Origin of the sequence: Chitinophaga fulva, assembly GCF_012927205.1 — a bacterium.
Classification (GTDB): domain Bacteria; phylum Bacteroidota; class Bacteroidia; order Chitinophagales; family Chitinophagaceae; genus Chitinophaga; species Chitinophaga fulva.
In genome coordinates, this window is sequence record NZ_JABBGC010000001.1 from 3,437,233 (window position 1) to 3,456,823 (window position 19,591).

The window sequence follows — 19,591 nt, forward strand, 5'->3', positions numbered from 1 at the left end:
ATGAAGAAAGCTCGGATATTGTTATGCAGCCTGTTGTTGACCACGCTGGGCGCAGTGGCACAAAATGAAGAAACTGATGTGCCGGTGTACGTAATAGACAGTGTACTGGCAACGCCCGCCCTGATGGAAAACCTTCCCCCTGACCAGATCGGTCTGATCACCATTGCACACGGACAAAAAGCTATTCTGAAATATGGCAGCCAGGCTGCCAACGGCGTGGTATATGTGGAAACCAAACCCTTTGCCCGTAAAAGGGTGCGTCGCCTGCTCAGCGCTGCTGCGCCGGCATACGATAGCCTGTTGCGCCGTTATGGCAATGACAGCAGCTTTCAATACATCGTCAATGACCACCTTATTACGCCTACAGACGAAACCCGCCTGATGACGCTGGACAACAAAACCTTTGTTTCGCTGGAAATCGTTTCCCCTAAAGTGTTGGAAGAACGCTATCATATCAAAAACCGGCAGGCTGGTGTGCTGATCGTCAGCACCGAAAAGTGATGCGGTAAACAATTATTTCCCATCTTTGCACCTCAATTTATTTACAGCATGAAACTGGATATACTCGCCATCGCTGTACACCCGGACGATGTGGAACTGGGTTGTGCAGGTACATTAATGATACACGCGCAGCAAGGCATGAAAGTAGGGGTTGTTGACCTTACCCGTGGAGAACTGGGAACCCGTGGCACGCCTGCGTTACGGGAGAAAGAAGCGCAGGACGCTGCTAAGATCATGGGACTGGAAGTAAGGGAAAACCTCGGCCTGGCTGATGGCTTCTTCAGGAATGACACCATGGAACAAATGGCGATCATCACCGCCATCCGCAAATACCAGCCTGACATTGTGCTGGCCAATGCGATGGATGACCGTCATCCGGACCATGGCCGCGCCGGTAAACTGATTGCCGACAGCTGTTTCCTGGCAGGACTGCGGAAAGTAGAAACTTCCGTGGATGGTGTAGCGCAACAGGCATGGCGCCCTAAACAGGTGTTCCATTTCCTGCAGGACCGTTATCATGAGCCTGATTTTGTAGTGGACATCACGCCGGTAATAGAGAAGAAACTGGACGCCATCAAGGCATTCAGCTCTCAGTTCCTGGCCCCGAAAGACAATGAGCCGCAGACTTATATTTCCGGCTCCGGCTTCTTCGACAGCGTTGTTTACCGCGCCAAAATGCTGGGTAAAATGGTAGGAGTGGACTACGCCGAAGGCTATACGTCTGCCAAAATGATCGGCATCCGCAATTTCGCAGACCTGATCAATGAAGTGACCTGATAACGGTCACGCCAATACGTAATCATGACCGGCACTGACCGGAAAGATACCGCCCCGGGGCCTTTGTGGTGCCCGGGGTTTTGTATTATATTGGATTGACAGGATATGCTGATTGTTTCATTCCCTTCGGGGCAAATCAACCAAAATATGCAAAAGATCATCTTTTTCCTCTTTTTCGCTATCATATTGCAGCGTGCCTCTGCGCAGCAGACAGACAAGCGGTTGTATGACAAACTGGCGCCATTGCTGGCGGCGCACCGCGGTCAGGCTGGCGTATATGTCCATCACCTGAAAACCGGCAGTACGGTGGCTATAAACGCCGATACGGTATTTCCCACGGCCAGCATGGTGAAAATGGCGATACAGGTGGGTGTTTTTAACAAGTTACAGGAAGGGGCGTTGCAGTACCGTCAGTTGTTGACCTACCGCGATTCGCTGTTGTACCCGGGAGATGACATCCTCGGTTCTTTCCGTGACAGCCAGCAGGTGACGCTGGACAAGGTGGTGATGCTGATGCTGACGATGAGTGACAATACCGCCAGTTTGTGGTTGCAGGCGCTGGCTGGGGGAGGGGCGCAGATCAATACGTGGCTGGAGGCGCATGGCTTTGCGCATACGCGGGTCAATTCCCGGACGCCGGGTAGGGCAGGGGACTGGAAAATGTATGGCTGGGGGCAAACCACTCCGCGGGAGATGGCCACGCTGATGGCGCAGATTTACAAGGGGGAAGTTGTCAGCCATGCGGCGAGTGAGCGGATGTACCGTAACCTGACCCGTAATTTCTGGGATACAGAAGGGTTGCGGATGGTGCCTCCGAATATCCGTACCGCCTCCAAAAACGGGGCGGTGGACGCGTCCAGGTCTGAAGTGGTCCTGGTAAATGCGCCGCACGGCGACTATGTGTATTGCATCATTACAAAAAACAACGCAGATGAGCGTTGGGACCGGGATAACGAGGCTTGGGAACTGTTAAGGAAAGTAGGGGGTGCAATATGGCAGCATTACGAACCAAACAGCAAATGGAGTCCTGACCCCGGTCTGGGGCGGTATTGATCGGCACAATGGGACCGGCTAAACACTAGATGAACAGATCTTTGGTAGCGTCAAATTCATCCTGTTTGATGATGCTGTTTTTAATAAACGGAATCAAAGCTAGTCCAATCGTAATAATCACCAGTAATACGTATTTTTTTTTCATTTCCATGCTGTTGTTTAATTTAAAAATCTCTGCTTATATAACTAAATAACGTGCCAAAAAGTTACAGAAATGGCATTAAAATGTTAAGTCCGGGAGATTTTTTTTGATTATAGGGAAAACGGGTGCGGATATCCTTCCTGTGCCTGCTAAAAGGAACATATATAGACAAACTCAATGTCACATTTTAAAAATCTATTTGACTAATAATGAATGTAAAGTGATCTTTGCGCCGGTAATTGATACAATGCCTTGTCTGTAAATCAAAAATCGATATAGAATTATGAAAAATGTTATTTTATCCGTAGGGTCTGAGTTTCCCGAATTCAAAAAAACGTCTGTTGTTTCCATCGAAAAGGGTAAAGAGTTTTATGATCTGTCTTCCGAAGAGCTGAAAGCTTCTGGCAAATGGATGGTGATGTTCTGGTGGCCTAAGGATTTTACTTTTGTTTGTCCTACTGAAATCGCCGAATTCAACAAACACTCCCAGGATTTCGCTGACCGTGACGCGGTACTGATCGGTGCTTCTACTGACAGCGAGTTTGTACACGCTGCCTGGAGAAGAGACCACGAAGATCTGCGTGATCTGAAATTCCCAATGCTGGCTGACACTTCCAAATCCCTGGCTACTGAACTGGGTATCCTGGAATCCAACGAAAAGGTGGCTTACCGTGCTACTTACATTGTAGATCCTCAGGGTATCGTACGTTGGGTGTCCCTGTACGACCTGTCTGTAGGCCGTAACGTAAAAGAAGTACTGCGTGTACTGGATGCACTGCAGACAGATGAGCTGTGCCCTTGCAACTGGAACAAAGGCGAAGCTACCCTGGCTGTTTAATTTTATTTGAATAATAATCCGCAAAGCAGCAAAGAGTCCTTTGCTGCTTTGTTTTAAATAAACGGAATAAATTATGTTTGCAACTACCAATCAGGATACGGCTGTTCAACTGCTGGAGGCCGTGGGCCTTGCAGGAATCACCCCATCCGCAAGCCTGCAGGCGCTGGTGAATGCCGATGCGCGTTACCTGAAAGACTTAAAGATAAACGTTACCAATGCCCTGAACGCGGGCACACTGACCAAAAAAGAAGCTTACCTGATCGGGGTGGCTGTGGCGGTCAACGATAAACAGCCTGTGCTGCAGGCTTCCTTTGAGAAACTGGCCACCGCTGAAGGTGCTACCGAAAAGGAAATTGCAGAAGTGATCAGCTGTACCTCCCTGATGAGCGCCAATAACGTGTTTTACCGTTTCCGTCACTTCGTCAATAAAGAGTTTTATACCGCTACTCCCGCTGGTATCCGGATGAGCATTATGGCCAACCCGGTAATCGGCAAAGAATTTTTTGAGCTGTTGAGTTTGGTGGTATCTGCTTTGAATGGATGCGAAATGTGCGTAACTTCGCATGAAGAAGCCGTACTGAAACAAGGTACAGAACAGCTCCGTGTGTTGGAAGCGGTTCGTCTTGGTGCTGTACTGCGTAGTCTGGTCGTATTGTTATAAAATTTATATAAAAAATATTGACCTCGTCCGGACAGATGTAAATTTGTCCTGCAACAATTGATAATCAATGGTTTGCACTGTGTTGGTTTTCTTACTTGACACCTGGGATTAAACGGGTTTAGCCAGATTGTGAATAAATTCATCTAATAATATTTGCAAAATCAATAAAAAAGTTTGACTTTTGCATTCCTAAATTTTTTAAATCATGGCAAGAGTATGTCAGGTGACAGGAAAGAAGCCGATTACAGGTCACCATGTTTCCTTCTCCAACATTAAGACAAAGAGAAGGTTTCTGCCCAACCTGCAGAAAAAGCGCTTTTTCCTCGCGGAAGAAGACAAATGGATATCTTTGAAGGTATCTGCTGACGGTTTAAGAACCATCAACAAAAGAGGTTTGTATGCAGTAGTCAAAGAATTGCGTGCAGCTGGTACGGAAATCTAATTCTAAAGGACTCACTTAATTTGTATACAAAATGGCAAAAAAAGGTAACAGAGTACAGGTAATTCTGGAATGTACAGAGCATAAAACCTCTGGTCAACCCGGAACTTCCCGTTATATCTCCAACAAAAACAAAAAGAACACTCCTGAGCGTCTGGAGTTGAAAAAGTACAATCCTATTCTCAGGAAAGTGACTGTACACAAAGAAATTAAATAAGTAATTGTGAAATGGTGAATGGCTGTTCTGGATAGCCATAGCGCCATTAGACCATAAAAACAATAATACAATGGCAAAAGCAGCTTCAAAGAACTCGAAAGTAAAAGATGCTAAGGCAGCAGCTGAATCTAAAGTGTGGACTAAGGTAATCAGAGCGGTACGTTCTCCTAAAACCGGTGCATATACTTTCAAAGAAGCAATTGTGCACAAGGACAAAGTTCAAGAGCACATTAATCAAAAGTAATTCGGCTTTACTAATAATACTGAAAAGCTGTCCCCTTAAAGGACAGCTTTTTGTGTTGTTACCAGGCGTGTCCCTCAATATTACCATAAGATTGTCTCTTTATCCCCTTGGGTGCGATTGTTAACACAAAAGCTGTATTTTAGCAGCCTGTTTGGAACAGTTCGAATGCTGCCTGCCAGCACCCGGATAATGCAGATAAGGGAATCAAAGATTCCAGCCCAATTAAACTAAACTATGAGCTTTTTCAACAAACTATTTTCCAGGGAAAAGAAGGAAAGCCTTGATCAGGGGTTACAGAAAACCAAAGAAAGCTTTCTCAGTAAGATAGGACGTGCCATCGCCGGTAAGTCGACCGTAGACACCGAAGTACTGGACAACCTGGAAGAAGCCCTGGTTTCTGCCGATGTGGGCGTTGATACAACGGTTAAAATCATTGACAGGATCGAACAACGGGTAGCTAAGGACAAATATCTGGGAACCAGTGAGTTAAGCAGATTGCTGAAGGAGGAGATTGCAGCTATCCTGGTGGATGCGCCCGATAGCGGCTTCCGCGAATTTGATGTTCCCGCCGGTAAAAAGCCTTATGTGATCATGGTCGTAGGGGTGAACGGAGTAGGGAAGACCACCACTATTGGTAAACTGGCATATAATTTCAAGAAAGCCGGCAAATCCGTACTGTTGGGCGCTGCCGATACTTTCCGTGCCGCCGCCGTAGATCAGCTGACCATCTGGAGCGAACGCGCAGATGTGCCTATCGTGAAACAACAAATGGGTTCCGACCCCGGTGCAGTAGCTTTTGATACGGTACAAAGCGGCGCTGCCCGTGATGTGGACGTGATCATCGTAGATACCGCCGGTCGTTTGCATAACAAAGCCCACCTGATGGATGAGCTGGGAAAGATTAAACGGGTCATGAAAAAAGTAATTCCCGATGCTCCCCATGAGGTTTTACTGGTATTGGACGGTTCTACCGGACAAAATGCCGTGGAACAGGCCCGTCAGTTCACCGCTGCCACTGAAGTGACTGCATTGGCTATCACCAAACTGGATGGTACCGCTAAAGGCGGGGTAGTACTGGCCATCGCCAATCAATTCAAAATCCCGGTAAAATATATCGGTATCGGGGAAAAAATGGAAGATTTGCAAGTCTTTGATAAAGAAGCGTTTGTAGAAACACTCTTTAGTCTAAATGATTGATTATTATAGTATTGTGTGTGCTGTTTTGAAACCTGAATCAAGCCCACTTATAATTTTACTTTAGGTAAATGAGATATCCGGGCTTAACTTGTTAGCCCGGATATTTAATTTTTGGCCACGTTTTCGCTCTTTACATTTTGTCCGTTTATAAGTCTGCATTTGTTACATTTGAATTATAGTATTTTTTTGTAATCCTACTTAACAATTCGTAGTTATGATCATAAACAACATAGACCGAGTTGACGACATCACACCTGAGGAGTTTCGCAAAAATTATTACTTACCCCGTAAACCCGTTGTCATCTCAGCAGCAGGGCTGAGTAAACAATCACCTGCCTACAGCAAATGGACCTGGGACTACTTCAAGCATATTGTCGGGGACAAGAAGGTGGGCGTTTACAATAATGAACGTGCCGGAGCCAATACGCTGGTGAATGGAGCGGATGACTACATTACCTTCGGAGAATATATTGATATGGTGAAAAAGGGCCCGGTACAACTGCGGATATTCCTGTTCAATATTTTTCAACACGCCCCCCAACTGGTACAGGATGTTGTTTGGCCCGACCAGTACGCCAAAGGTTTTCTCAAAAAATACCCCATGCTGTTTGTCGGCGGAGCCGGGTCAGTGGCACATATGCACTATGACATCGACATGTCGCATATCTTCCATACCCAGTTCATTGGCCGTAAGCGGGTATTGTTGCTGGAGAATAAACAGTCGCCCTACATCTACCGCATGCCTTTTACCGTGGAGAGCGCTGCTTCCTTTGTCAACTGGCATGAAAAGCTCGATGAGGAACAGTATCCGGCGTTAGCGCATGCCCAAGGGCTGACAACTATACTGGACCATGGTGATACCCTCTTTATGCCGGGTGGCTACTGGCATCATATGGAATATATGGATGGCGGCTTTGCCATGAGCCTTCGTGCTCTGGACGACCTGGCCGGTAAGCTCAACGGGCTATACCATATAGTGGGTCTCCGGGGCATCAATAACCTGATGATCAAACTGGCGCCACAATGGTGGTACCACAAAAAACGCGAACTGGCCTACCAGCGCGCTGATAAGACCCTTTCTCATTTAGCCATCTAAATATTTAGATATTTTATTATTTTATTTACGGATTTTGAGATTTTTTGATTTGGGAATTTAACCGGAACATTGAATAACATTAATTTGTCAATTTAAATATTTATATATAAATGTTGGTCTTCGACCTGGCTAAATTCCCCAATCCCCAAATCTCAAAATCCGTAAATCCAATGATAAAATGACCAAATAGCCAAATAACCAAATAATTTCCCTACCTTTGCACCTTCCTTACTCAACCCCCACTAAGGCTCAAAGTCACGTACAGTAAGTCTGCTGTTTTATACAATTAGTGTCTGTGTGTCTTCGTGGCGGTAGCGGGCCGAAAAACCGGCCGCATGCTCTAAAACATTCGCCCTTGAAGACGAAAACTTTAAAGAAAGACAAGGTTAACATTATTACGCTTGGTTGTTCGAAGAACATGGTAGACTCAGAAGTGCTGAGCGGGCAACTGCTGGCCAATGAGATCGATGTTGTACACGAAAGCACCAAACGGGACCACAACATCGTGGTAGTGAACACCTGTGGGTTTATCGACAAAGCCAAAGAAGAATCCATCAATACCATCCTGGAACAGGTTGAACTGAAGCAACGCGGAAAGCTGGACAAAGTATATGTGACCGGCTGTCTGAGCGAGCGTTATCGTGGCGATCTGGAATCAGAGATCGGCGGCGTAGATGCCTGGTTTGGCACCATGGAACTGCCTCTACTCCTGAAAAAATTCGATGCTGATTACCAATCCGAACTGATCGGCGAACGTTTATTGAGCACACCTTCCCATTATGCTTATCTGAAGATCGCGGAAGGGTGTAACCGTACCTGCTCCTTTTGCGCTATTCCCCTGATGCGCGGCGGCCACGTGTCCCGCCCTATCGAGGAACTGGTGAAAGAAGCGGAAAAACTGGTCCGTTCCGGTGTAAAGGAAATCATGCTGATCGCGCAGGAGCTCACCTATTATGGCCTGGACCTGTATAAACAGCGCCGCCTGGCCGATCTTATGCGCGCACTGGCCCAGGTGGAAGGCCTGGAATGGATACGCCTGCACTATGCTTATCCCACCAAATTCCCGATGGAAGTGCTTGATGTGATGAACGAGTTCCCTAACATCTGCAACTACCTCGATATGCCTTTGCAGCATGCTTCCAATGCCATGCTCAAAGCCATGAAACGCCAGATCACCCGCGAGGAAATCGAAGAGCTGGTCCACCAGATCCGCGCCAAAGTACCCGGTATCTGTCTCCGTACCACCCTTATCGCCGGCTTCCCCGGTGAAACGGAAGACGATGTGGAAGAACTGAAAGGCTTCCTGGAAAGAATGCGTTTCGACAGAGTGGGTGTATTTACATACAGCCATGAAGAAGGAACCAGCGCTTATGAGCTGGAAGACAATATCCCTGCCGAAGAGAAAGAAAGAAGAGCACAGGAGATCATGGAAGTACAGCAGGAAATCTCCCTGGAGAAAAACCAGGAAAGGGTAGGTAAAGTACTGAAAGTCATCGTTGACAAAAAAGAGGCAGGTAGATACCTGGCCCGCACCGAGTTCGACTCCGTGGAAGTAGACAATGAGGTGATCATCAGTACCACCAAACGCCTGAAACCCGGCGAATTTGTGAATGTACTTATCACCAAGGCGTTTGACTACGACCTTGAAGGTGAACTGGTATAGAAAATATTTAAACAGCCCGCCGCCCGCAGGCGAAGGGCCTTACATGGCTCCCGACGGAGCCCGATTAATGCAAATCAATGACAACATTTGAATCACTGGGCTTACAAGAGCCTATTTTGAAGGGAATTACGGACCTGGGTTTCGTTTCCCCAACACCGATCCAGGAACAGGCTATTCCCGTTCTTTTAACCGGAGACCGCGATTTTGTGGGATTAGCCCAGACGGGCACCGGTAAAACCGCTGCTTTTGGCTTACCATTGCTGCAGCAACTGGACCTGAAAATCAACAAACCACAAGGACTGATCCTGTGCCCTACGCGTGAACTGTGTCTGCAGATCACCAACGACCTCAAAAACTTCAGCAAATACCTTGGTGAAGTAAACATTGTGGCGGTATATGGCGGTTCCAGCATCGTGCAACAGCTGCGCGAGCTGAAAAGAGGCGTACACATTGTGGTAGCCACCCCAGGCCGTCTGCTCGATATTATCGATCGTGGCGCCATCAACTTCGATAACGTACGGTATGCCGTACTGGACGAAGCCGATGAAATGCTGAACATGGGATTCCAGGAAGACATCAACAGCATCCTGTCCAACACGCCGGAATCCAAAACAACCTGGCTGTTTTCCGCTACGATGCCACAGGAAGTGCGCCGTATCGCGAAAAAATACATGGAAGATCCGTTTGAGCTGACCGTTGGTACCAAAAACAGCGGTAACGTCAACATCGAACACGAATACTATGTGGTACGCCCACGTGATAAATACGCTGCCCTGAAACGTATCGTGGATTATAACCCCGATATCTTCGGCATCATCTTCACCCGTACCAAAATTGAATCTCAGGAGATCGCTGAATCCCTGATCAAGGATGGTTACAATGCTGACGCCCTGCATGGCGACCTGACCCAGCAGCAGCGTGACAAGGTGATGAAACGTTTCCGTGAAAAAGCCCTGCAGGTACTGGTAGCTACCGATGTGGCTGCCCGTGGTATCGACGTTGACAACGTAACACACGTTATCAACTACGACCTGCCGGATGACGTGGAAAACTACACACACCGTAGCGGCCGTACCGGTCGTGCCGGTAAATCCGGTGTATCCATCGCTGTTATCAGCAGCCGTGATACCGGAAAAATCCGCCAGATCGAAAGAGTGATCGGCAAAAAATTTGTGAAAGCTGAAGTGCCCGATGGCTTCGCCGTTTGCGAAAAACAACTGTTTGGCCTTGTGCATAAAGTACACAACGTTACTGTCAACGAAGAACAGATCGAACCATACCTGGAACGTATATACGAAGAGTTCTCCACGATGACCAAGGAAGAGCTGATCAAACGTTTCGCTTCCCTGGAATTCAACCAGTTCCTCGAATACTACCAGGATGCTCCGGACCTGAACACGAAAGATGACAAACGCTTCGGTGAGGATGGTCGCGGTGACCGTCGTGGTTCCGGCAAATACACCCGCCTGTTCATCAACCTCGGTTCCGTAGATGATTTCAACCGCGGCGACATGCTCCGTTACCTGTGTGATAACACCGGTGTTCGTGGCAACAAAATCGGCCGTATCGATCTGAAAGGTGTTTACTCTTTCTTTGAAGTGGAAAATGACGAGCTGGACAAAGTGACCCAGAGCTTCAAAAAAGTAGAATACAATGGTCGTGCTGTACGGATTGAAATGTCTCAGGACGGTGACAAACGTGGCGGAGGCGGCGGTGGTGGCCGTTTCAATGGCAACAACCGTGGCGAAGGTGGTCCGCGTAAAAAGACCTGGACCTCTGGTGGTCCGCGTTCCGGCGAAAAACGTGAGTTTTCCGGCGGTGGCAAACCTCCGTTTAAACGCAAATACTAAGTCGTTTTAATATTTTGATATTTGGGTATTTTGATATTTGGGCTGCCTGGTGCACCTGAATATTGAGATACCCAAATTTTTTTTGGTGTCGCAGTGGTCCGGTCGGAAAATCTCTCAAATACCCTAATTTCGCAAATTCTTAAATCTCAAATAACCAAATACTAAACGACAAAATAGCCAAATTTAGACTATCTTGTTTATCCAGACACCCAATTCACACGTTACTATGACCGGAGTTATCAATCGCCCTTTGCAGTCAGTAGAACCATTTTCACTTTTTTCCTCCGGAGATATTGCCCTGTTTCAGGCGGGGTCACATTACCGGCTATACGAAAAATTCGGTGCACACACGCTCGAGTACGAAGGCGTAGCAGGCACCTATTTTGCCGTATGGGCTCCGGACGCCGCCTTTGTGGCCGTCATGGGTGATTTTAACAACTGGGACCATTACTGTCATACCCTTTTGCCCCGGTGGGACAGTTCCGGTATCTGGGAAGGGTTTATTCCCGGTGTGGAAGCCGGTAGCCTGTACAAATACTTTATCCGCTCCAACAGCGGGGAAGAACTTTTTAAAGGTGATCCGTATGCCACCCGTTGGGAAGTGCGCCCTAAAACAGCTTCCGTGGTGCATCCGCTGGACCATACCTGGCACGACAAAAAGTGGATGCAGGGCAGGAAGAAACACAATCAGCTGAGCAGCCCTTTTGCGGTATATGAAGTGCATTTAGGGTCCTGGCGTAAGCCCGATCCTAATGACGAAGAAAGCTTTTATTCCTATGGCGAAATTGCCGCCATACTGGTGCCCTATGTAAAAGAGATGGGCTTCACGCATGTGGAGTTGATGCCGGTGATGGAACATCCGTTTGACGGCTCGTGGGGATATCAGCAAACCGGTTATTATGCCGCCACTTCCCGGTTTGGAACTCCGCAGGATTTTATGGACATGGTAGAAGCCTTTCACCAGGAAGGTATCGGGGTGATCCTCGATTGGGTGCCTTCGCATTTTCCGCATGATGCACATGGATTGTACCGGTTTGATGGTTCCCATGTATATGAATATGCAGATATGCGCAAAGGATATCATCCTGACTGGAACAGCTATATCTTTAATTATTCCCGCAGCGAAGTGCGGTCATTTCTGCTCAGCAATGCTATTTACTGGTTGGACAAATTCCATATCGATGGCTTGCGGGTAGATGCAGTGGCCTCTATGATCCACCTGGACTATTCCCGCCAACGAGGCGGCTGGGAACCCAACGAACTGGGTGGCAATGAAAACCTGGAAGCGATCAGTTTCCTCAAAAAACTGAATGAAACTATCTATGCCCTGTTCCCCGATGTGCAGACCATTGCGGAAGATTCCACGAATCATTATGGCGTGTCAAGACCTACGTTTGTAGGTGGGCTTGGCTTTGGCATGAAGTGGATGATGGGCTGGATGAATGATACGCTGGATTATTTCAAAAAAGATCCCCTTCACCGGAAATGGTATCAGAACGATCTGACCTTTAGCCTGGTGTATGCTTTCAGCGAGAATTATATGTTGCCGCTGAGCCATGATGAAGTAGTACATGGCAAATCGCCGTTGCTGTATAAAATGCCGGGCGATGACTGGCAGAAATGCGCTAACCTGCGGTTGTTGTACGGTTATATGTATACCCATCCCGGTACTAAATTATTGTTTATGGGCGGGGAGTTTGGACAGACTTCCGAATGGAACTACAAACGGGAGCTGGACTGGCATCTGCTGAAATATGCTACACATAAGGGGATACAGGATTTTGTAAAAGATATCAACCGGCTGTACCGGGAATCCACTGCTTTGTATGAATTACAGTTTGAAGGAGACGGTTTTGAGTGGATGATAGTCAATGATTATGACAATTGTGTGCTGGCTTATATGCGCAAAGGTAAAGCAGTAGGTGATGTGATGCTGGTCGTGCTGAATATGACACCGGTGCCCCGGGAACAGTACCCGGTGGGCATCCCGCTGGGAGGTTTATGGGAAGAAGTATTAAACAGTGATCATCCCCGGTATTATGGAAGCGGGGTGATAAATACCGGTCAGCTGCAGGCAGCAAAACAATTTTATAATGGCCGCGAATACACCCTGTCCCTGCGTATTCCGCCACTGGGCGTAACCATATTGAAACCCGTTACTGCATAATTGTTTGACATACATGTTATTTGAATCCGGTATCCGGCACTGTCCGGGTACCGGATTTTTCTTTTCATGTCTTTAAACCTTTTCCTTTTTGTTCCATCTATTATCATGACGTTTGAGAGACTGCAATAAGAGGAGAGATACAAGCGTTTTTGAATAGCATATAGCAATTAGTCATCGCCTGGTTAACGAATACCGAACACGCCGAAGAAGACCACTAATCAGCCGGAGTAATACCGGTCCTATCTGCTAAGTGTTATCATGCATCAGCCATAATTTTTTTATTGTATAAAAACCTACAAAGTATGAAAAGTACTCTCCTTAAGCGGGGCTTGCTGGCATTATCTATTCCATTGCTGGCCGCCATCCTGCTGTACTCCTGTAAAAAGGACCAGTCTTCATCTACAGAGCCGATTCCCCAAAATCAGCAGAAGGTTAGTTTGTTTCTTTCAGATGATCCCGGTTTGTTCGACAAGGTATTGCTCGACATCCGTAAGGTAGAGGTATTGGTAGATACCTGCGGAAAGACAGACAACGACATCTGGAATGACAGTGACCGTTGCTGGTGGGATGAAGATCATGATCATGACCGTCAGGGCCGTGACTCCTGCCTGGTATGGGATTCGCTGAGCATTCATCCGGGCGTGTATGATCTGCTGACCCTCCGGAATGGCGCTGATACTTTGCTGGCCGGTGGCCTGGTGAAGAAAGGCGTGATGAAACAGATCCGTATTACTATTGGTAGTAACAATTCCCTTGTGAAAAACAATGTGACTTATCCGGTTACTTCTGTGTCCGGCCAGTCAAAAATTATTGTAAGGATCAGGCATAATGAATGGGACGAAGTGTCTAGCGATAATCTGCAGCTGTGGCTGGATTTCGATATACAACGCTCCATTATCCGTACCTGGAACGGTAAATTCATTCTGCGTCCATACATTAACGTATTCACTATCCTGAAAATGGGCAGTCTTTCCGGCCGCGTTACGCCCTGGGATGCCTACCCTGTGATCTCCGTTTACAACAGCAACAAGGACACACTGTATGCTTTGCCCTGGAGAAGCGGTGAGTTTAAAGTGCGCGGTTTGAAAACCGGTACCTGGAATGTTTATGTGAACACATCCAATGGGTACAAAGACACTACCATTAACAATGTGACCATTGAGCGGGGTAAGGATACCAAGCTGGGAGATATTAAACTACATAAATAGTAACGCAACTAAAAAACAGCGAAGCCGGTGCACACCCCATGATGCACCGGCTTTTTTATTGTCCGGAGAAATACATGTCAGAATTATTTAACTTGTGATAAAATAACAGCATATGCGAAAAATAATAGTGGGGACATTCATCGGGCTAATGCTGGTAACAGCAGGTTATGCGCAAGGGCAGGCCGGGCAGCCTAAACAAACCAGGAACCAGAAAGATGCCCAGCAGCGTAAGCAGGGCTATTGGATAGAACAAGTGGATGAGCTGCGTGGCGAGCCCGGGTATATCTGGGAAGGAAGTTATAAAAACGGCCGCAAGGAAGGCGTCTGGAAGAAAACGTCTCTCGGTGGTAATATCATCGCTGAAGAAACCTATAAGAACAATGTGCTCGACGGTTATTGCAAATACTTTTATCCTAATGGTAAACGTGCGGAGGAAGGAGTTTATATGGCCACAGAAATAGAAGGGCAGAAAGATACCGTGATGGTGGTAGACCCTGTAAGTCAGCAGGAAACGCCGGTGGTGATTGTGCGGCAGGGTAATTCCGTGCGCAACGGCGTATGGAAGCTGTATGACGAAGATACCGGTAAAATGGCGAAGGCTTATTACAAAAGGGGAGAGCTGGTAACGCCGGAAGATATTGGTGAAGACAGTACCACTGTCGCAACGCCCCCTGCGTCACCTGCTCCTGCGACTTTGCCCCACCAGGACGCGGGCAAGCGGAAAAAGCGGAACTAAAAGGGTTGAACAAAATGAACGGGTTTTTGCACCAAAATGAAGGATAAAAGTTGTCCATTTTAGCTTTTTATTTTGTACTTTCATAAGGGAGTAAATGACGAATAAGGCTCTGGTGGCAATGTTTGCGCTATTTTATTGTGAATCCTTTAATTTGTTCGTATGAAGAACCTGATAATCAACCACGGAGATGGACCTCATGAATTGAATGGCCTGGAATCCGCTCCTGACAGAACTGAGATTTTGTTCCGCGCAATTTTTGTGTTGTTGGTTTTTTGCGCGCTGATCTCTATTTTCTTTTTGTCGATTTTTTATTGAGCTGTATATACCCGGATATTTTGACATGCAGGTATGATTGGGAACAACCTGTCACTTTCCCGACATGGTCCGCATAACAGGATATCCGGATTTTTTTGCCGCTGTTGCTAAATGGATTTTGTTTCTGAAACGCTTTGTTGACCTATGTTTCGGAGGACTAAGATTTTAAATTGCCGGAAACCTAACCACGCTATAATGCCAATTTCTTAATTCAATGTTAACGAATTCGTTCATTTTGTTCATTCTGCCTTTCGCGGCTATCTGAATTTTGTGCATAGCATTTAAGCCATTAATTTTATGGTCTCTAAAGTTGGCATAGGTTAGGAACCCGGCGGCAGATCTCTATCTGAGAGCCTTTTTCTTTTAAAACCTTCTTTCGCCAGTTGTATTGATTTTCCTTCTTTTATTTTATGCGCCCAGATAGTTGACAGCTGAAGCTGTTGCGGATAGGCGTGAACGTTGCAGACGATGAGCGTGCACGTGTTTACTGATGAGGTAACCGTGGGCGATGAATTGCATATGGGTAACCAGTTGGGAAGACCGGTACGATGACCTGCATACATGGGATCAAGTCGAAAAGTAGGGGGATGGAATAAAAACACATTGCCTGTCGACAGCAATGAGAAAGGAGTGTTTCCCTGGATATATCGCTATGGTACATACAGCACGCCTATAGTAACCCAGGGGTAAAGGTGGACTTGATGCGGGAGTGTTCTTTGGATGTATAGTTTTAATGAAATATAAAAGGAAGGATGGAGAAGATGCAGGACATGCATGTAAAGGCAGACCGTAGGTTAAGCCTGCGGATAATAGGTTGGAGTATGTAGTTCAAAGGGAGTTCTGTTTATTCATCAGTATACAGTTGCCAGGCAGGATAACGGCTTATTCCCGCTGGATGACAGGGAGCAGGAGTTGCACTGATGCAGCGGCAGGTATTTTTTCTGATAGCAGTTTTAACCGGGGGAGTTCCGGACAGATCTGTTTGTGCAGGATCTCCGGCAGGGGTTGTGGCGGCTCTGCTGCAATAATATCAGCGGCGAAGTATTTCGTGTTGCAGGAAGGAACATGCTCCTGTATACCTCTTACCTGTAGAACAACTATCAATGTTCCTTTACCCGGTACGTCCACATTACATGCTGCTCCTTTAAAATCTTCTCCGGTTTTTACTATGAGTACAGCGCTTTCTGTACCTACTACCTGGTGTGTAGCGAAATGTATACGGGCGGCGATCACTTTTATTTCCAGGCTGTTGATGCCTTTGCATGCAGGTAATGCCTGTGGCGAAATGTACAGGATGCCATCATGGGAAAGCCTGGGTGCATGGATGAGAAACCTGTCTGTTCCCGTATGCCGGTTGAACCTGAAGCCGGTAATGCTCCTGATGTTATTACCGGTGGCGGGAATGAGTGCGCTGGTTAGCCTGTTGATATGCCCGCTATCGCAACCAGCGTCCAACCTGCCGGAGAAAGCACTGCGGATGAGCGCTCCTTTTTTGCTGGCCACGCCAAATCGTTGAGCAGCCCTGCGGGTAGCTACCGTCTGCCGGACGTATGAAGGCATGCTTCGCAGGAAGTGTTTGCCATTACGCCTGTAACCGATCAGGTTGCCGAGCCTGCCGGTGAAGGTGATGATAGAAATCTGTTTTGCCATAACGAATGATACTGATGATAGCTAAAGATAGCATTATCAGCAAAAGCCATTTGATGGCTATACTGAAGATTATCCAATAGTAGGGTCTGGCTGCAGGGAAAATATTCAGGGGGAGTGCATCAGGCATTAGATATCCGTTAAAGCCGGGTGAACCAGGTTTAGAAAATTTTGAAAATACAAAACAAGAAAACAGATACACCGTTTTTCGGTCCCCAACTTTTCAACTTGATCCAGAACCAGTTAGGAAGACCGGTGTGATCGTCCTGAAAAAGAAAAACCGGTCATGGACATCCATCGGGATTCACATGACCGGCCTTGCAACAAAATATATTATGCTTTGTGGATCGTAATATTTTCGAACCCACGGTCAGCTATAAACGAAATAGTGCCGTCGGGTAAATAATTGTTGTTCGTTAAGGTCAGTGGCGTTCCGTCTATCAGTACAGTACCTGCTTTGAAAGGCAGTCCGTGCAGTATAATACGGTGATGGGTATACGCTACTTCATAGTTGACATAATATTTTTTCTTCAGCATAAATTGTTCTGCAGAAGAAACCTGTTTGAAGTTGATCACATTATACTGGCCGTTCTTGTAGCCATAGTGATCGCCGGCATCTTCATAGAGCGTGCTCTGTGTGGTTTCTTCGCCGTAATACACATGCAGCAGCATTTCGGTAACCGGTGTTTCGTACGTATGCTGCATCACAGGATATCGGGGAACGACGGTGCCAGCTTTTACAAACAGTGGCATTTCCTCCAGTGGTGTAGGTACGGTAACCTGTTGTCCGCCGTTGTATACGGTATCATTCCAGAAGTAAAACCATTTTCCTTGTGGCAGGTACACCGCTTTCTCCTTCATTCCTTCTTCACTGACATGGCTGATCAGCAGCGCGTCGCCCATCATGAATTCGTGGGTGCAGTTGTGCGTGGCAGGGTCATGTTGTGCCACGAAAGCAAGCGGGCGCAGCATGGGGGTGCCATAGGTGGCATATTGCCAGAAAGTGGTGTATAGATAAGGCAACAGTTCGTAACGCAGGGAAATGAATTTGGCCACTATTTTTTCATAGTCCGGACCAAAGCTCCATGGTTCCTGGTTGAAGCCGGTTTCATTACTGGCCGAGTGGGTACGCATCAGCGGGTGGAAAGTGCCCAGCTGTATCCAGCGGGTATAGAGCTCACCATCCGGTTCCCCGATAAAGCCGCCGATATCGCTGCCGGCGAAAGAGAGGCCGGAAACGGCAAGGCGCTGGCATTGTATGCTGGCCAGCCAGAGGTGTTCCCAGCTGGAGACATTATCGCCGGTCCATACTGATGACCAGCGTTGTGCGCCGGCGTAGCAGGAGCGGGTGATCAGGAAAGGCCGGTTAGGCAGCAGGTATTTTTTCATACCGGCAGCTGTGGCTTTGCTCATCAGGTGGCCGTATACGTTGTGGGCTTTACGGTGGCTTACTTCTTCGCCGTCGTAGTCATGCCGTACGTCTTCCGGGAAAGTGCCCATTTCAAAGACAGCCGGTTCGTTCATATCGTTCCAAACACCGCGGACGCCGGTTTCAGCAAGGCCTTTGAAGAGGCTGCTCCACCATTCCCTGACTTCGGGATTGGTGAAGTCGGGGAATACGCATTTACCTGGCCATACATCGCCCTCCATGAGCGCGCCGTCGGCCCGCTTACAGAAGTAGTTGTTTTTCACGCCTTCCTGGTAGATGCTGTAGTCCGGGTCTACTTTGATGCCGGGATCGATGATCACCACCACTTTGAAGCCTTGTGCTGTCAGGTCTTTGATGAGGCCTACAGGATCAGGGAAATATTCTTTGTTCCAGGTAAAGCAGCGGAAGCCATCCATATAGTCGATGTCGAGGTAGATGACATCACAGGGGATGCGGCGGTTTCTGAATTCTGCGGCAATTTCGCGTACCCGTTTATCCGGGTAGTAGCTCCAGCGGCATTGGTGGTAGCCGAGTGTCCAGAGGGGCGGCAGTTCCGGGGTACCGGTAATGCGGGTGTAAGAGGAGGCAACATCCAGCAGTTCGGGACCGTAGATGAAGTAGTAGTTCATTTCCCCGCCGCGGGCCCAGAAGCTGCAGGCGTCTTCCCGTTCTTTGCCGAAGTCGAAGATGGTACGGAAAGTATTGTCGAAGAAGATACCATACCCGATACCATTATGCAGCCCATAATAGAAGGGGATGTTACGGTACAGGGGATCAGTGTCTTTCTGATAACCGTAGGCATCGGTGCCGTAGTTTTCGAGGCGTTTGCCGCGAAGGTTTAGATCTGTGGGCTTATCGCCAAGACCGTAAAAACATTCGTCTTCCTGGACGAGTTTGCTACAATAAACGATTTTACCGCCTTTTTGCAGATAGTGCTGCCAGTGAAAGCCCATTTCATCCTGGTTGATCACTTTCCCGTCTTTATCGGTGATGGTGATACGCAGGTTGTCTCTGGCAATGAATACTTTCAGGACGTCGGTATATATTTCAAAAGTTTCCTCCCATTCTTTAATGCCAAAGGAGATAGGGGATTCTTCAAGTGTATCGCTGGTAGCGTAGGAAAAATCACGCTGGAAAGTGCCGTCGGCAGCGTAACGGAAACGGATGATCTTGTCGGCGATCACCCTTACTTCCAAAATAGTTTCGCTGGTGTAAAAACAAAAATAGTTTCCTTCTTTCTTCCATTCCCGGATAGCATCAGGGTAATGTTTAATACCGTATTTACTGGACGAGGTTTCAACTTGCATAGTCTCTTTTTGTGAATCACAGACAACAGCTGATGTTATTACCAGATTAATTTTGCCGGCTGTTGCATGGTCTTAAATTACATAAAAAAATCAGAGTAGTACAG

General features: G+C 47.3%; 18 protein-coding genes. 15 read left to right on the top strand and 3 right to left on the bottom strand.

What is annotated here, in order from left to right:
• The 3 genes from HHL17_RS14020 to HHL17_RS14030 all read left to right on the top strand — a co-directional run bounded on the left by HHL17_RS14020 (position 1) and on the right by HHL17_RS14030 (position 2,331).
• Positions 1–501 (top strand): hypothetical protein, encoded by a 501-nt coding sequence (locus HHL17_RS14020; RefSeq protein ID WP_169225323.1) that lies wholly within the window; start codon positions 1–3, stop codon positions 499–501.
• Positions 502–549: 48 nt separating this feature from the next.
• Positions 550–1,278, top strand: a complete 729-nt coding sequence (bshB1, locus tag HHL17_RS14025) for a bacillithiol biosynthesis deacetylase BshB1 (protein ID WP_169225324.1) — start codon at positions 550–552, stop codon at positions 1,276–1,278.
• Positions 1,279–1,425: 147 nt separating this feature from the next.
• Positions 1,426–2,331, top strand: coding sequence for a serine hydrolase (locus HHL17_RS14030; RefSeq protein WP_169225325.1), 906 nt, complete (start codon positions 1,426–1,428; stop codon positions 2,329–2,331).
• 25 nt (positions 2,332–2,356) lie between these two features.
• Here the strand turns inward: HHL17_RS14030 and HHL17_RS33720 are convergent, their stop codons facing one another.
• Entirely contained in the window at positions 2,357–2,482 is a 126-nt protein-coding gene (locus HHL17_RS33720) for a hypothetical protein (protein WP_262488163.1), read from the bottom strand.
• A gap of 274 nt (positions 2,483–2,756) precedes the next feature.
• Between HHL17_RS33720 and HHL17_RS14035 the strand changes: the two genes are divergently transcribed.
• The 12 genes from HHL17_RS14035 (at position 2,757) to HHL17_RS14090 (ending at position 14,789) form a co-directional block, all read left to right on the top strand.
• Complete coding sequence (locus tag HHL17_RS14035; RefSeq protein WP_169225326.1) at positions 2,757–3,311, top strand: peroxiredoxin; 555 nt, start codon at positions 2,757–2,759, stop codon at positions 3,309–3,311.
• A gap of 73 nt (positions 3,312–3,384) precedes the next feature.
• The gene (locus HHL17_RS14040) at positions 3,385–3,972 is read left to right on the top strand and encodes a carboxymuconolactone decarboxylase family protein (RefSeq protein ID WP_169225327.1); all 588 of its coding nucleotides are present in this window, start codon (positions 3,385–3,387) and stop codon (positions 3,970–3,972) included.
• A 205-nt stretch (positions 3,973–4,177) separates the two neighbouring features.
• Positions 4,178–4,414 (top strand): 50S ribosomal protein L28, encoded by a 237-nt coding sequence (rpmB, locus tag HHL17_RS14045; RefSeq protein WP_078670880.1) that lies wholly within the window; start codon positions 4,178–4,180, stop codon positions 4,412–4,414.
• Between the two features lie 31 nt (positions 4,415–4,445).
• Positions 4,446–4,628 (top strand): 50S ribosomal protein L33, encoded by a 183-nt coding sequence (gene rpmG / locus HHL17_RS14050; RefSeq protein WP_089896023.1) that lies wholly within the window; start codon positions 4,446–4,448, stop codon positions 4,626–4,628.
• Positions 4,629–4,698: 70 nt separating this feature from the next.
• A complete protein-coding gene (locus tag HHL17_RS14055) occupies positions 4,699–4,872 on the top strand; it encodes a DUF4295 family protein (RefSeq protein ID WP_078670879.1) in 174 nt (57 codons plus the stop codon).
• A 234-nt stretch (positions 4,873–5,106) separates the two neighbouring features.
• Positions 5,107–6,069 (top strand): signal recognition particle-docking protein FtsY, encoded by a 963-nt coding sequence (gene ftsY / locus HHL17_RS14060; protein WP_169225328.1) that lies wholly within the window; start codon positions 5,107–5,109, stop codon positions 6,067–6,069.
• Between the two features lie 214 nt (positions 6,070–6,283).
• A complete protein-coding gene (locus tag HHL17_RS14065) occupies positions 6,284–7,165 on the top strand; it encodes a cupin-like domain-containing protein (protein WP_169225329.1) in 882 nt (293 codons plus the stop codon).
• A 355-nt stretch (positions 7,166–7,520) separates the two neighbouring features.
• Entirely contained in the window at positions 7,521–8,828 is a 1,308-nt protein-coding gene (gene rimO, locus HHL17_RS14070) for a 30S ribosomal protein S12 methylthiotransferase RimO (protein WP_169225330.1), read from the top strand.
• A gap of 77 nt (positions 8,829–8,905) precedes the next feature.
• On the top strand, positions 8,906–10,678 hold the full coding sequence (locus tag HHL17_RS14075; protein ID WP_169225331.1) for a DEAD/DEAH box helicase: 1,773 nt from the start codon (positions 8,906–8,908) through the stop codon (positions 10,676–10,678).
• A 226-nt stretch (positions 10,679–10,904) separates the two neighbouring features.
• Positions 10,905–12,845, top strand: coding sequence for a 1,4-alpha-glucan branching protein GlgB (gene glgB / locus HHL17_RS14080; protein ID WP_169225332.1), 1,941 nt, complete (start codon positions 10,905–10,907; stop codon positions 12,843–12,845).
• Between the two features lie 302 nt (positions 12,846–13,147).
• The gene (locus HHL17_RS14085; RefSeq protein ID WP_169225333.1) at positions 13,148–14,053 is read left to right on the top strand and encodes a DUF4382 domain-containing protein; all 906 of its coding nucleotides are present in this window, start codon (positions 13,148–13,150) and stop codon (positions 14,051–14,053) included.
• 112 nt (positions 14,054–14,165) lie between these two features.
• Entirely contained in the window at positions 14,166–14,789 is a 624-nt protein-coding gene (locus HHL17_RS14090; protein ID WP_169225334.1) for a toxin-antitoxin system YwqK family antitoxin, read from the top strand.
• Between the two features lie 1,197 nt (positions 14,790–15,986).
• Here the strand turns inward: HHL17_RS14090 and HHL17_RS14095 are convergent.
• Together HHL17_RS14095 and HHL17_RS14100 are read right to left on the bottom strand one after the other, a co-directional pair.
• On the bottom strand, positions 15,987–16,754 hold the full coding sequence (locus HHL17_RS14095; RefSeq protein WP_169225335.1) for a hypothetical protein: 768 nt from the start codon (positions 16,752–16,754) through the stop codon (positions 15,987–15,989).
• Positions 16,755–17,084: 330 nt separating this feature from the next.
• Positions 17,085–19,487, bottom strand: a complete 2,403-nt coding sequence (locus HHL17_RS14100; protein WP_169225336.1) for a glycoside hydrolase family 31 protein — start codon at positions 19,485–19,487, stop codon at positions 17,085–17,087.
• Positions 19,488–19,591 lie beyond the last annotated feature (104 nt).